This window comes from Methylobacterium sp. GXF4 (genome assembly GCF_000272495.1).
GTDB lineage: Bacteria > Pseudomonadota > Alphaproteobacteria > Rhizobiales > Beijerinckiaceae > Methylobacterium > Methylobacterium brachiatum.
Map to the genome: position 1 here is coordinate 15,904 of NZ_AKFK01000046.1, position 14,199 is coordinate 30,102.

Here is a 14,199-nt window from a genome sequence, read left to right on the forward strand (position 1 = left end):
GGGGTGAGGGACCAGGTTTCTCCGGAACGGTCGCACCCCTCACCCTGTCCCTCTCCCGCACGGGAGAGGGGACCCGCGCCACGACCGAAGATGTGTGAACATCCTCGCTCGATGACGGGGGCGCCTTGGACATCCGATGCCGTTGAACTCCATGCCGGCGCGCGCGCGCGGTCAGACACGTTCCGCGCAGACGACCCACCGCCTCTACGCGGCCGGCGCGACCCTGCTCGCCGTCCTGCCGCTGGCGATGGTGCTCGCCAACCGGTCCAGCCCGGCCGTCATCGGCCTCGCCGCGCTCGCCTACCTCGCCGCACGCTGGGTCGAGGATCGGCGCAGCCTGGTCCCAAGCCTGCTGGCGCCGCTTCGGAGGCCGCTCGGCCTCGTGGCGCTCGCCTTCCTGGCCTGGTGCCTCGTCTCCTTCGCCTGGAGCCCGTTCCCGGCCGCGTCGCTGCGGGTGCTGGGCGAGTTCCTACCCACCCTGATCGCCGCCTATCTGCTGGCCTGCCTCGCCCCCGGCCGGATCCCGGATTTCGCGCCCCGTCTCGCAGCGGCGGCGATCGGGCTGGCGGGCCTGATCATCGCCATCGACCTCGCCTCGGACCTCGCCCTCGAACGCGCGCTCGGGCGCCGGGTCGCGGCCTTCGTCCACAATCGGCCGGCCCTGACCCTCGATCTCGTGGCTGGCCCCGTGGCCCTCGTGCTCTGGCGGACCCGGGCCCGAGGTCTCGCTGTCGCCACCCTGGTCTTCGGCGCCCTGGGCGTGCTGCGCTCGATCAGCGGCGCTGCGCAGCTCGGCCTGCTGGCCGGAGCCGGGCTGTTCGCCCTGGCCCGGCTGCTGCCCCGGCGGGCCGGCATCGGTCTGGCGGGCCTGGGCCTCGGCCTCGCCGTGGCCCTCGCGCCCGTGGAGGGCGACCTGCTCGCCAAGGTCATGCCCGAGGCGGCGCATGAGCGCCTGGTCCAGTCCTCCTCCCGGGCCCGGGTCGCCATCGCCCGCAGCTTCGGCGCGGCCGTCGCGGCCGATCCGTGGCGCGGAGCCGGATTCGGCACCAGCGCGCGCTTCGCCGAGACCCCGGTGGCCGGCACGGTCGCGCCGGAGATGCGGATCCTCCTCGGGGTCGGCCACCCACATAACAGCTTCCTGCAGGTCTGGGCCGAGCTGGGATTGCCCGGCGCGCTCCTGGGGACATTGGTCCTGCTGCTGATGCTCGGCCGGATCGCCGGGCTACCGCAGCCCGACCGGGCCGCGGCACTGGGTCTCGTCGCCTGCGCGGCCGCCATCGCGTTCGTCGAGCACAATGGTTGGGCAGCGTGGTGGACGGCCGGGCTCGGCGCTGCCATCACCTGGATGCGTGCAGCTGCGCCGCGCGCCGCCGCGACGGAACCCGAGATGGACGGCCCCGCATGAGCGCCTTCGACGTCGACCTCTTCGTCATCGGCGGCGGCTCGGGGGGCGTCCGCGCCGCCCGGATCGCGTCCGGCTACGGCGCCAAGGTCATGCTGGCCGAGGAATACCGGGTCGGCGGCACCTGCGTGATCCGCGGCTGCGTGCCCAAGAAGCTCATGGTCTATGCCGGCCGCTTCGCCGACGAGTTCGAGGACGCCGCGGGCTTCGGCTGGACGGTCGAGCGCCCGCGCTTCGACTGGCGCGTCCTCAAGCAGCGCCGCGACGCCGAGGTGACCCGGCTCGAAGGGATCTACGACACCAACCTGATGCGCGCCGGCGTCGAGATCGTGCCCGAGCGCGCCGTGATCGAGGATCCGCACACGATCCGCCTGCTCGGATCGGACCGGATCGTCCGGGCCGAACGGATCCTGGTGGCGGTCGGCGGGCATCCGGTGAAGGAGCCCGCGGTGCCCGGGATCGAGCTGGCGATCACCTCGAACGAGGTGTTCGAGCTGGAGAGCCTGCCCGAGCGCATCCTGGTGATCGGCGGCGGCTATATCGCGGTCGAGTTCGCGGGCGTCTTCGCGGCTTTGGGCAGCCGCACGACCCTGCTCCACCGGGGCGACCGTCTGCTGCGCGGCTTCGACGACGAGGTCCGCGACGCCCTCGCCGAGGCCTATGGCCGGCGCATGGACCTGCGGCTCGGCCGCACGCTGACCCGGATCGACCGGCGCGCCGACGGGCTGCGCGCGCGCCTCGACGACGGCTCCGAGATCCTGGCCGATCAGGTCCTGGTGGCCACTGGCCGGCGCCCGAACGTCGCCGGGCTCGGGCTGGAAAAGGCCGGGATCGAGACCGACGCCGCCGGGGCGATCCCGGTCGACGCCTATTCCCAGACCTCGGTCCCCTCGATCTACGCGGTCGGCGACGTCACCAACCGCGCCAACCTGACCCCCGTGGCGATCCGCGAGGGTCACGCCTTCGCCGACACGGTCTATGGCGGCAAGCCGTCCTGCGTCGACCACCGGCTGATCCCGACCGCGGTGTTCTCGACCCCCGAGATCGGGATCGTCGGCCATACCGAGGCCGCCGCCCGGGAGATCTACGGCAAGATCGACGTCTACAAGGCGCGCTTCCGGCCGATGAAGGCGACGCTCTCGGGCCGCGAGGAGCGGATCCTCATGAAGGTGCTGGTCGATTGCGCCAGCGACCGGGTGGTGGGCGTCCACCTCTTCGGCCACGATGCCGGCGAGCTGATCCAGGCGGTCGGCATCGCGGTCACGATGGGCGCCACCAAGGCGGATTTCGACCGCACCATCGCGGTCCATCCGACCGCCGCCGAGGAGCTCGTGACCATGCGGGTGCCGGAGGTGACCAAGCATCCCGTAGGGGTCGGTTAAGTTCGCCGCGTCGCGGGGTCTCGACGCGGTGCGCGGCCGAGCCATATCAGGGTCATGGGTAAGCAGGGCGCAGGCAAGGGCAATCGCGAGGACGACGCGCACGCGCGGCGTCAGGCGATCATCGACGGCCTGCTGGCCGATGCGCTGCGGCCGGCCTTCAGCTACCGGGTCCCCAGCCACGACGCGCTGCCCGCCGACATCCGCCGGGCGATCGACCGGCTGCTCGCCAAGGCCGAGACCCTGCGCAGCCGCTGCCTCACCTACGACGACCTCGAGGAAGCGCTGCCGCCCCGCGACGTCTCGGCGGAGGATCTTGAGGCGATCTTCTGGATCCTGGCCGAGCACGGGATCGAGGTCGAGGACGGCGAGGCGTGAGGCCAGACCAATCTCAAGACTTCGCCTGCCGGATCGGCGAAGAAACGTCCGCCGAGCGCTGAGCTCAGCCGCGCCAGACAAACAACTCTGCTTCAGGCTCCTGCCTGCCCTCAGGAATCCGGCACTCGCAAGGGCCCGGGAACCTCTCTATAAGCCGCGCTTCGCGCGTCACGCGCGATCGCACGAAGGATGTGCGCGGAGAGAGGTCATGGCCGAGCGTTGGACACCGAAGAACTGGCGGAACCTGCCGATCCAGCAGGTCCCCGCCTATCCGGATTCGGCGGCGCTGCAGGCGGTCGAGACCCAGATCGCGAGCTTTCCGCCGCTGGTCTTTGCCGGTGAGGCCCGCAAGCTGAAGACGGCGCTCGGGCGCGTCGCGGCGGGCGAGGCCTTCCTGCTCCAGGGCGGGGACTGCGCCGAGAGCTTCGACGAGCATTCGGCCGACAACATCCGCGACTTCTTCCGGGTGTTCCTGCAGATGGCGATGGTGCTCACCTTCGCGGGCGGCTCGCCCGTGGTGAAGGTCGGGCGCATCGCCGGGCAGTTCGCCAAGCCGCGCTCCTCGCCGACCGAGACCCTCGATGGCGTGAGCCTGCCGAGCTACCGGGGCGACATCGTCAACGGCATCGGCTTCAGCGAGGAGGCCCGCACGCCGGACCCGCGCCGCCAGCTCGAGGCCTACCGGCAATCGGCCGCGACCCTGAACCTGCTGCGCGCCTTCGCCACCGGCGGCTACGCCAACCTGGAGAACGCGCATCGCTGGATGCTGGGTTTCGTGAAGGATTCGCCGCAATCCTCGCGCTACCAGGATGTCGCCGGCCGCATGACCGACGCGCTCGACTTCATGCGGGCGATCGGCATCAACCCGGAGACGCATCCGGAGGTACGGACCACCGACTTCTACACGAGCCACGAGGCCCTGCTGCTCGGCTACGAGGAGGCGCTGACCCGCGTCGACTCGACCACGGGCGATTGGTACGCGACCTCCGGGCACATGCTCTGGATCGGCGACCGGACCCGGCAGCCGGACCATGCCCATGTCGAGTACGCCCGCGGGATCAAGAACCCGATCGGCCTGAAATGCGGCCCGTCCATGCAGGCGGACGGCCTGATCCGGCTGGTCGACCTGCTCAACCCGGAGAACGAGCCCGGCCGTCTGAGCCTGATCTGCCGGTTCGGCGCCGACAAGGTCGGCGACCACCTGCCGGGCCTGATCCGGGCGGTCGAGCGGGAAGGGCGGTCGGTGGTCTGGATCTGCGACCCGATGCACGGCAACACCGTCGCGGCCGGCCGCTACAAGACCCGGCCGTTCGACCGGGTGATGCAGGAGATCGAGGGCTTCTTCGGCGTCCACCGGGCCGAGGGCACCTTCGCGGGCGGCATCCATCTCGAGATGACCGGCAAGGACGTGACCGAGTGCACCGGCGGCGCCCGGGCGCTCACCGCCGACGACCTGCAGGACCGCTACCACACCTACTGCGATCCGCGCCTCAACGCCGAGCAGGCGCTGGAGGTGGCGTTCCGCACGGCCGAGCTGGTCAAGGCCGAGCGCAGCCATGTGGAGCGTCCGCGCCTCGACGCGGCCGAGTGATGCGCCGCGCCAATCCCTCCCCCGCCACGGGGGAGGGGCCCGTCAGGCGATCGCCCGGGCTGCGCCGTTCCAGCGCTGGATGACCTCGCCCACCTGGCAGACCGGGACCGGGCGGCTGATCAGGTAGCCCTGGACCTCGTCGCAGCCCTCGGCGCGCAGATGCGCGAGCTGGGCCTCGGTCTCCACGCCCTCGGCGGTGGTGGTCATCCCGAGGCTGGTGCCGAGCCCGATCACCGCGCGGACGATAAAGTCGGTCCCGTCCTTCAGGCACAGGTCGCGCACGAAGGACTGGTCGATCTTGATCTTGTCGAACGGGAAGCTGCGCAGGTAGCTCAGGGACGAGTAGCCGGTGCCGAAATCGTCCATCGAGACCCGCACGCCCAGCGCCTTGAGGCTGTGCAGGATCGCGGTGGTGGCGCCGGGATTGGCGACCAGCACGGATTCGGTGATCTCGAGCTCCAGCCGGCGGCCGGGCAGGCCGGTCCGGCGCAGGGCCTCGCGCACCGCGGTCACCAGGCTCGCGGATGTGAACTGCACCGCCGAGACGTTCACCGCGACCTTGAGCCCGTCCGGCCAGCGGGCGGCCTCCTCGCAGGCCCGGCGCAGCACCCATTCGCCGAGCGGGACGATCAGGCCGAGCTCCTCGGCGATCGGGATGAACTCGGCGGGCGAGACGAAGCCGCGGCTCGGGTGGTTCCAGCGCAGCAGGGCCTCGAAGCCGCAGATCCGGTCCGTGGCGAGGCTGTAGATCGGCTGGTAGTAGACCTCGAACGCCTCGCGGGCCAGCGCGTCGCGCAGGTCGCGCTCCAGCATGCGCCGAGCCTGGAGACGGGCATCCATCTCGGGCTCGAAGAACCGGAACGAGCCCCGGGCCTCGGTCTTGCCGCGGTCGAGGGCAACCTCCGCGTTCTTCAGGAGCTTCTCGCAGCTCGCGCCGTCGCCCGGCGCCAGAGTGATGCCGATGGTCAGCCCGACGCTGATCTCGTGGTTGCTCAGGCTGTAGGGCGCGCTCAGCACCTCGAGGATCCGCCGGGCCAGGATCGCGGCCTCCTCCGGACGGTCGACGCCCCGCTGGACGACGATGAACTCGTCGGCCCCGAGCCGGGCGACGCAGTCGACCTCGCGCACGCAGGCGGTCAGCCGGGCGCCGACCGCGGCCAGCAGCTCGTCCCCGACCCCGTGCCCCAGAGTCTCGTTCACCGGCCGGAAATCGTCGAGGTCGATGGCGAAGACCGCGAAGCCCGCATCGCGCCCAGCCTGGGCCACCGCCAGGTCGATCTGCTGGCCCAGGGCCTCCCGGTTCGGAAGCCCAGTCACCGTGTCGTGATGCGCCAGGAAGGCGATGCGCGCCTCGGCCCGGCGGCGCTCGGTGACGTCCTCGTAGGTCGCCACGAAGCCGCCATCGGCGGTCTCGCGCCGGTCGATCGAGACCGTGCGGCCGTTGGCGAGCTCCTGGAACTGCGTGTGCCAGGTGCCGCCGCGATGCGCCTCGTGCTCCTGGCGGAGGAGGGCGGCGAGGTCGCTGCCCGGATGGTTGCCGGCCGCGAGGCTGACCCGCAGCACGTCCTGCGCGGACATCCCGGGGACGATCGCGCCGGCGGGCAGGCCGTAGATCTCGCTGTAGCGGCGGTTCACCACCATCAGGCGGTGCTGGGCATCGTAGAGGCACAGCCCCTGGGACATGTTGTCCAGAGCCGCGTCGAGCCGCAGGTTGGTTGCGGTGAGCCGGTCCTCCTGCTCCTTGAGCAGGCTGATGTCGCTGCACACCGCCACGAAGCCGCCCTGCTGGGTGGCGCTGCGGCTCACCCGCAACCAGCGCCCGTCGGCCAGCCGGATCTCGCCGTCGCGGGCGAGCGCCCGGAAGCACTCGTCGAGATTCGGCGAGCCGGGGGCGGGGCGTGACAGGGACAGGCCGGCCGCGATCGCGGCCTCCAGCCCGTCGAAGAAGTGCAGCGCCTGGGTGTTGGCGAGCGCGATGACGCCCTCGGCATCGACCACGATCACGCCCTCGCGGGAGGTCTGGAGCGCGTCGGTCACCAGGGCCTCGGCGACGCGGCGCTGGCTGACCTCGCGCTGCATCATCGCCCGGATGTTGTCGCGCATCACCGCCATCGAGCGCAGCAGGCTGCCGAGCTCGTCGCGACCGCCGGCCGGGATCCGGTCGTCGAGCCGGCCGCTGGCAATCCGCTCCGCCGCCGCCGAGGCATCCGCCAGGGGTCCGGTGATGCGGCGGTTGAGCAGCCAGGCGATCATCGCGCAGGCGAACACCGCCAGCCCCGCCACGATGGCGTTGACCTGCATCTCTCGGGCGACGAGCATCCGGGCGGCCTGCCGGAAGGTGAAGCCGTCGCCCGCGGTGTAGTTGACCAGCAGGTCGATCTGGCCGTCCACCACGTTGGCCTGATGGTCCAGGGCGTCCCAGCGCTCGGGCCGGGCGGTGGCCGGATCGAGGCTGCGGCGCATCTCCTCCCACGTGGCCACCGCGGCCTGGACAGCCCCGGCGGTGCGCACCGACCGGTCCGATTGCGAGCGCTCGACCGCGATGGTCAGGTCTTCGGAGAGGGTGGTCGAGAGCTCGGCGATCTCGGCGTCGAGCTTGGTCGCCGCGGCGGCGTCGCGGGTATGGGTCCGGCGCGCGAAGGCGCTGCGCATCTTGGCGAAATCCGCCGCGGTCGCCCGGGCGTAGTTGATCGACATCAGCGACTCGTCATAGGTGCGATTGACGAGCGCCCCGACATGCGAGATCGCCACGACGGCGTAGAGGCCGAGCGCGCCGGACAGCAGGCTCATGCCCAGGAAGGCGACGAAGATCCGGCCGCGGATCGTGGCGGGCAGGCCCGCGATGCCGCGCACGGCGCGCATCGAACCCGAGGGTTCGCGTTCGTCCGTCGCTCTCTCGGGGTCTCGCATCGCACCGGGCCGCCGTGTGACAGGTGCAGCGGACCGTAATTGCTACATGTTAAGACGCGATTAGCCGGGTGGATTGCCGAATCGACCCGTGAACAACCGTTTTGGTATCGCGATCACTGCCCAAACAGCCGAAATGGCCGGAACACGAGGCATCGCGAAAATGATTTCTCAATAAAATCTCGGGTAGATTGCCGCGACGAGCCCGAGGAACAGCATGCCCCCCGCAGCGTCGAGTTTGTTCGCACAGCCCCGCGGGCGATCGGCCCTTCCGGCTTTCGCCGCTCTGGCGCTGGGGATGATCTGCGGATTGATCCTGATCGGCGATCTCGAAGCCTCCGGGCTGATGGTGTCGCAGAAGGGCCGGGCGTTCCAGCCGGGCAACCTCGCGTTGAGCCGGGGCGAGACGGTGATGTTCGTCAACGACGACAGCGACCTGCTGCATCACGTCTTCGTCGAATCCGATACGTTCAGCTTCGATTCCGGCGACCAGGAGCCGGGCAGCCGCACGCCGGTCACCTTCACCGAGCGCGGCACCTTCCAAGTGCTGTGCGGCATTCATCCGAAGATGAAGCTGGTGGTGAAGGTGAATTGACCCCCTTCGATGGGGGACGGCGCTCGCGGTTCGATCGCTCGCCGTCCTTGCGCGCAGCGGAGCAATTTAGGGCGATGCGCGCGGCCCGAATATCGTGTTTCCCTGGGTTGCTTCGCTGCGCTCACAATGACGGTTGATGCGTAGACCAGCATCGATCCCCTCATCTCGAAAACCCGCGGCAGCGGGCCTCGACGGAGCCCTCCGGAAGCCGCGCGATTTCGGGAGGCCGTGTTCGAGGCCCCCTCTGCTCCGTCGCCTCAGGATGGCGGGTTGGGTGGGAGGGGCGGCAGAGGCCCGCTTCAAGACCGACCGGAAGCCCTTACCGCTCCGCCGCCCGGATCGGCCTGGCCTGGGGCGTGGGCTTCACGCGCTCGATCGTCTGGCCGTCGCGCAGCTCCGGGGGCGGGCTGAAGACGATGTGGCTGTCGGCCGCCAAGCCCGATTCGAGTTCGAGCACCCGCCCGAGATCGCGCCGCACCTTGATCGTCCGCCAAGTCACCCGGTCGTCCTCGCCGACCTCGGCGACCTGGAGGCCGTTGCTCTTGAACACCGTCGCCTCGGCCGGGACCGCGACGCTCTCCTCGGTGCGCGGGATCTTCAGGGTCACGGCCGCGTAGAGCCCCGCCCGCAGGGCCCGGTCGGGGTTGGGCACGTCGACCTGCGTGGTCAGGGTGCGCGAGGCGGCGTTGAGCGCCACCGAGCTGCGCTCGACGAAGCCGCCGAAGCGCCGCCCCGGGATCTGAGGCACGCTGATCTCGGCCTGGACGCCCGGCTTGACGCCGACCGCATCGTTCTGCGGCACGTTCACGGTGATGCGGAGCGTGCTGTCCTGGTCCATGCTGAGCAGCGGCGTGCCGCCGTTGTCGGCTTTGACCAGATCGCCGACATCGACGTTGCGGGTCGTGACCACGCCGTCGAACGGCGCGACCACCCGCTCGAACGCGGTAAGCGCCTTCAGCCGCTCGACCACCGCCTCCTGCGACTTGATGTTGGCGGTGGCGACCTTCACCCCCGCCTCGGCGGCCGCCAGGGTCGCGGCCTGCGACAGGACGCCGGCCTGCGACGTGTCGGCATTCTGGCGCGAGGCCCAGCCCTGGACCGCCAGGGTCGAGGTGCGGTTGTTGGTCAGGTTCGCGAGATTGACGTTGGCGCGGGCCTGCTCGACCTGCGCCTGGGCCTGGAGCAATTGCGCCCGCAGCTGGCCGACCTGCGCCTCGGCCTGGACGAGCTGCTGGTCGAGATCCGGGGCGGCGATGCGCAGGAGCAGGTCGCCGGCCTTGACGCGGGAGCCGATATCGACCCGCCGCTCGGCGATGTAGCCGGTGGCGCGGGCGGCGATCGACGCGGTGGCGAAGGCCTGGGTCTCGCCTGGCAGGGTGAGATCGAGCGGCCCGTCCGCCCGTTCCGCCACAATGGTGCGCAGCTGGGGCACCAGGGTCTTGATCCCCTCCAGCGTTGCGGTGGCCTCGACGTCCCGCTGCCAGTGATTGTAGGCGCCGTAGCCGAGCAGGCCGGCGGCCACCAGCCCGACCAGGAGGAACGGGGCGAATCCGGGGGCCGGGGGAATCTCTCGGGTGTCGCCCTGCGCCGCGTCGTGCGCCTTCATCGATCGGCTCTCCACCCCGAGCAGCGCCCGGCTCGCACCAGGGTAGCGGGCAAAGTCCGTGCCGACCAGCGCGAGGCTTCGACGCAGCGGGCGCTAGCGCGCCGCCGGACCTTGCAGGCGCAGGCGCCCGGTGAGGCGCTTGTGCAGGTGGACCATCAGGGCGATCCCGAACAGCGGGGTCAGCAGGTTGAGGATCGGCACGACCATCATCGCCGACATCAGGCAGCCCGCGCTCAACGTGCGGATCGCGAAGGTCCGGCGCATCGCGGCGGCCTCGGGCAACGACCGGAACCGGGCCGCCGCCATCTCGAAATATTCCCGGGCCAGCAGGTAGGCGTTGGCGCCGAAGAACGCCGCGATCCCGATCACCGGCACGAAGAAGATCACCAGGGCCGCCAGGTTGACCAGCAGGGTCACACCCGCGAAGCGGACCGCGTAGAACATCGCGGTGCCGAGCGGCATCGGCCGGCCCGGGGGATCGTTCGGGAAATCCGTGCGCTCGACGATCGCGGCGGCGTCGTCGAGGAAGAAGCCCGCCACCAGGATCGAGATCGCCGGCATGAGATAGGCCAGCACCACGAACAGGCCGAACCCGGCCAGGTAGTAGGCGAGGCTGTCGAGGATCGGGTACTGGGCGGAGATGTGGTGGCTCGCCTGGAAGGCCTGGACCAGACGGGTCAGGCCGAGCCACAGCAGGACCAGGAGCCCGAGCGTCAGGCCCAGGGACTTCCACAGGATCGCCCGCAGGGGCGGGGAGAAGGTCTGGCGCAAAGCCGCCGCGGCGGACTCGACGATCATCGGGCGGGGTTTCCGGCTTGCGAGCGCGCCGCCGGGGGAACCCGCAGGGGCGCATGAGGTCGGGATTCGGGCGCCGGACCCGGCGCGGCAGCGTTGTGAAGGGGTGCGGCCACCGGCGCAAGGCCGGGCGCCGCCGCACCGGAGCGAGCGGACAGGAGCGCGCGTGCAGGACGCCAGGATGACGGCCTCGACCTCGACGACTTCTCCCCGGGCAGCCGAGCGGCACTCGGCGGACCCGCCGCACACGCCCGATTACCGGCCGCGCCTCGCGCCGCTGCCCCAGGATCCGGAGGTGCTGGTGATCGGCGCGGGCGCCGCCGGCATCGGGGCGGCCCGGACCCTGGTGGAGCGGGGCGTAAGCGTCGCGGTGCTTGAGGCGCGCGACCGGATCGGCGGCCGGGCCTTCACGGTCTCGCTGCGCGGCCACGCCCTCGATCTGGGGGCGCATTGGCTCCATGCCGGGCCGATCAACCCGCTGGTGGCCCTCGGCCGGGCGCGCGGGGAGCGCCTGAAGCTGGCGCCCCAGGAAAGCCATGTCTGGGTCGACCGCCGCCGTGGCCGCCCCGACGAGGTCCGGGCCAATGCCCGAGCCTTCGACCGGGCCGACCGGGCGATGACCCGCGGCGCCGCGCAGCCGGGGCCGGACCGGCCGGCGGGAAGCGCCCTGCCGCCGGGCCTCGGCCCCTGGGGATCCCGGGTGGCGCAGGTCCACGGCCTGGTCTCGGGCCGGCCGCTCGGCGAGGTGTCGCTGCACGACTTCCCGAGCCTAGAATACAGCGAGAACTTCTTCCTGGCCGGGGGCTACGGCAATTACCTCGCCCGGCTCGCCAACGACCTGCCGGTGGCGCTCTCGAGCCCCGTGACCCGCATCGACTGGTCGGACGGGCGCGTGCGCGTGGAGACCGCCGGCGGCGCGGAATACCGGGCCCGGGCGGTGATCGTGACGGTGCCGGTCATGGTGCTGCGCGACGGGCCTTCCTTCTCGCCGCCGCTGCCGAACGCGGTCCGGGCGGCGATCGACGGCTTCTCCACCGGCCTCTACGAGCACGCCGTGCTGCACTGGCCGTCGAGCCCGTTCCAGGGCCGCGACCGGCTGGCGGCGATCCACGGCACGCGGCGCTCGCCCCCCGGCCTGCTCACCCGCATCGACGGCACGCCGTTCCACTATTACGAGCTCGACGTGCACGAGGCCGAGGCGCTCGACGCGGCCGGGTCCGGGCCCGATGGGGTGCGCCGCCACGTCCGCTCGGTCCTGGCCGAGCAGTTCGGCCGGGCGCGGCTGCGCGACCTGACCATCCCGGCGGTGAGCGCCTGGCGGCACGATCCGTGGGCGCGCGGCTCCTGGGCGGTGGTGCCCCCCGGCCACGCGCCGGCCCGCGCGTTCCTGCAGGCGCCGCTCGCCGACACGATCTGGTTCGCCGGCGAGGCGCTGTCGCGGCTGCAATGGGGCACGGTCGGGGGCGCCTACGAGGAGGGCACCCGCGCCGCCGCGGACGCGGCCGAGCGTATCCGCGCGGGCACAGGCTGAGGCGCATGCGCGCCGCCCGCCGCCGCGCGTCTTGCCGGAGCCCGGCGGGACGGGCATCCCGCTCAAGGCTCGGGAGCTGGCGGAGGCGCGCGTGGATTGGATTGAGGCGATCGGCTACCTCGGTACCGCGCTGACCATCTCGGCCTCGGCGATGAGCACAATGATCCCGCTGCGGATCATCTCGCTCTGCGCCAGCTGCGCGGTGATCACCTACGGGATCCTGATCGGCAGCATGCCGGTGGTGCTCACCGAGGCGATCCAGATCCCGTTCAACGCCTACCGGCTCTGGCAGATGATGCGCCTGGTGCGCGACGTCGAGACCGCCGCCGACGGCAACCTCTCCCTCGAATGGCTGCGCCCGTTCGGGTCGCAGCGCCGATTCGGGATCGGCGAGGTGGTGTTCCGCAAGGGCGATGCCGCGGGCGAGATGTACTACGTCGAGAGCGGCGCGTTCCGGATCCCCGAGGTCGGGATCGAGGTGCGCAAGGGCGGGATCGTCGGCGAGCTCGGCCTGCTCGCGCCCGGCAACACCCGGACCGCCTCGCTGATCTGCATCGAGGCCGGTAACACGCTGTGCGTGTCCTATTCCGACGTGAAGCAGCTCTACTACCAGAACCCGGAATTCGGGTTCTACTTCCTCAAGCTGACCAGCGAGCGGCTGTTCCAGAGCGTCCAGACCGCCCCGCAGCCCGTGGCCGCCCGCGGCGACGCGCTGTAGCGCCGCCGCTCGGGATCAGAGCATGCTCGGCAGGATCCGGTCCGGCGGGCGGTGGCCGTCCATGAAGGTCTTGATGTTGATGATGACCTTCTCGCCCATGTCGGTGCGGCTCTCGTAGGTGGCCGAGCCCATATGGGGCAGCAGCACGACCTTGCCCTGGCGGGCGAGCTTCACCAGGCGCGGGCTCACAGCCGGCTCCTGCTCGAACACGTCGAGGCCGGCCGCCGAGACGTCGCCCGCCTCGATCAGCCGGGCGAGGGCGTTCTCGTCGATCACCTCGCCGCGCGCGGTGTTGACCACGATCGCCTCGGGCTTGAGCAGCTTGAGCCGCCGGGCCGAGAGCAGGTGGTAGGTCGCGGGCGTGTGCGGGCAGTTCACCGACACGATGTCGACCCGGGCCAGCATCTGGTCGAGGGATTCCCAGTAGGTCGCGTCGAGCGCGCTCTCGATCGCGGCCGGGACCCGGCGGCGGTTGTGATAATGGACCTGGAGGCCGAAGGCGCGGGCGCGCTTGGCGAGTGCCTGGCCGATCCGGCCCATGCCGACGATGCCGAGCCGCTTGCCGGTGATCCGCCGGCCGAGCATCCAGGTCGGCGACCAGCCCGTGGTCCAGTCGTCGTCCGGGATGATCCGGGCGCCCTCGGTGACCCGCCGGGCCACAGCCAGGATGAGCGCCATGGTCATGTCGGCGGTGTCCTCGGTCAGGACGCCGGGGGTGTTGGTGACCGTGATGCCGCGCTCGAGGGCGGCGGCCACGTCGATATGGTCGACGCCGTTGCCGAAATTCGCGATCAGCCGCAGGTTCGGGCCGGCCTGGGCGAGGAGCCCGGCATCGATCTCGTCGGTGACGGTCGGGACCAGCACGTCGGCCTCGCGCAGGGCCGCCGCGAGGGCGTCCGGCGGCATCGCGGAATCGTCGGGACTGAGCCGCACGTCGAACAGCTCGCGCATCCGCGTCTCGACGGCATCCGGCAGGCGCCGCGTCACGACCACCAGCGGCTTGCGCTTCGACACGTCTCTCTCCCCGTCAGCCTCGCGGCCGTGTTGGCGATCCCCGCCCGGCGGCCCAGATCCGGACCATCCGCGGCAAGCGTCCGTTAACCGAACTCGGCCAGACAGGTCGGGTGCGAGGCACCTGTCCCGGAGCCTGTTCCGACCCGTCGGCCTCTCTACCAGAGGTGGGCCGGAACACAATCGGAAGCCGCCTGCCACGGGGCCGCGCCGTCGCGATCCGGGCGACCGCGCAGCGTCTCGCTGGGCGGTGCCGGATGCGGGATCGAGAACCCGAGCGGATCGG

At 71.4% G+C, this 14,199-nt stretch carries 11 protein-coding genes; 7 read left to right on the forward strand and 4 right to left on the reverse strand.

The annotated features are described in order from the left end of the window. Positions 1–247: 247 nt before the first annotated feature. From WYO_RS04840 to WYO_RS04855, 4 genes are all read left to right on the forward strand, one after another. A complete protein-coding gene (locus tag WYO_RS04840; protein ID WP_039902336.1) occupies positions 248–1,405 on the forward strand; it encodes an O-antigen ligase family protein in 1,158 nt (385 codons plus the stop codon). Beyond that, positions 1,402–2,784, forward strand: a complete 1,383-nt coding sequence (gor, locus tag WYO_RS04845; RefSeq protein WP_007559778.1) for a glutathione-disulfide reductase — start codon at positions 1,402–1,404, stop codon at positions 2,782–2,784. Before WYO_RS04840 ends, gor begins: the two co-directional genes overlap by 4 nt. A gap of 54 nt (positions 2,785–2,838) precedes the next feature. Beyond that, entirely contained in the window at positions 2,839–3,159 is a 321-nt protein-coding gene (locus WYO_RS04850) for an RNA polymerase sigma factor region1.1 domain-containing protein (RefSeq protein WP_007559779.1), read from the forward strand. A 208-nt stretch (positions 3,160–3,367) separates the two neighbouring features. Then, complete coding sequence (locus tag WYO_RS04855; protein WP_007559780.1) at positions 3,368–4,750, forward strand: 3-deoxy-7-phosphoheptulonate synthase class II; 1,383 nt, start codon at positions 3,368–3,370, stop codon at positions 4,748–4,750. Between the two features lie 42 nt (positions 4,751–4,792). Here WYO_RS04855 and WYO_RS04860 read toward each other — a convergent pair whose 3' ends face one another. Next, a complete protein-coding gene (locus tag WYO_RS04860; protein ID WP_047170749.1) occupies positions 4,793–7,612 on the reverse strand; it encodes an EAL domain-containing protein in 2,820 nt (939 codons plus the stop codon). A gap of 343 nt (positions 7,613–7,955) precedes the next feature. Between WYO_RS04860 and WYO_RS04865 the strand changes: the two genes are divergently transcribed. Beyond that, on the forward strand, positions 7,956–8,252 hold the full coding sequence (locus WYO_RS04865) for a plastocyanin/azurin family copper-binding protein (RefSeq protein WP_244424064.1): 297 nt from the start codon (positions 7,956–7,958) through the stop codon (positions 8,250–8,252). Positions 8,253–8,571: 319 nt separating this feature from the next. Here the strand turns inward: WYO_RS04865 and WYO_RS04870 are convergent, their stop codons facing one another. Both WYO_RS04870 and WYO_RS04875 read right to left on the reverse strand, forming a co-directional pair. Next, positions 8,572–9,858 carry an efflux RND transporter periplasmic adaptor subunit gene (locus WYO_RS04870; protein ID WP_007559786.1) on the reverse strand — a complete coding sequence of 429 codons (1,287 nt, stop codon included), beginning with the start codon at positions 9,856–9,858 and terminating at the stop codon, positions 8,572–8,574. Between the two features lie 93 nt (positions 9,859–9,951). Continuing rightward, entirely contained in the window at positions 9,952–10,656 is a 705-nt protein-coding gene (locus WYO_RS04875) for a sulfate transporter family protein (protein ID WP_007559788.1), read from the reverse strand. 178 nt (positions 10,657–10,834) lie between these two features. Here WYO_RS04875 and WYO_RS04880 point away from each other — a divergent pair, with 178 nt between their 5' ends. Both WYO_RS04880 and WYO_RS04885 read left to right on the forward strand, forming a co-directional pair. Next, a complete protein-coding gene (locus WYO_RS04880) occupies positions 10,835–12,184 on the forward strand; it encodes an NAD(P)/FAD-dependent oxidoreductase (protein WP_007559790.1) in 1,350 nt (449 codons plus the stop codon). A gap of 91 nt (positions 12,185–12,275) precedes the next feature. Continuing rightward, positions 12,276–12,902, forward strand: a complete 627-nt coding sequence (locus WYO_RS04885; RefSeq protein WP_039902337.1) for a cyclic nucleotide-binding domain-containing protein — start codon at positions 12,276–12,278, stop codon at positions 12,900–12,902. 15 nt (positions 12,903–12,917) lie between these two features. On the opposite strand, the gene WYO_RS04890 is transcribed toward WYO_RS04885, so the two are convergent. Next, positions 12,918–13,916: a D-glycerate dehydrogenase gene (locus WYO_RS04890; protein WP_007559794.1), complete on the reverse strand. Its 999-nt coding sequence runs from the start codon at positions 13,914–13,916 to the stop codon at positions 12,918–12,920. Positions 13,917–14,199 lie beyond the last annotated feature (283 nt).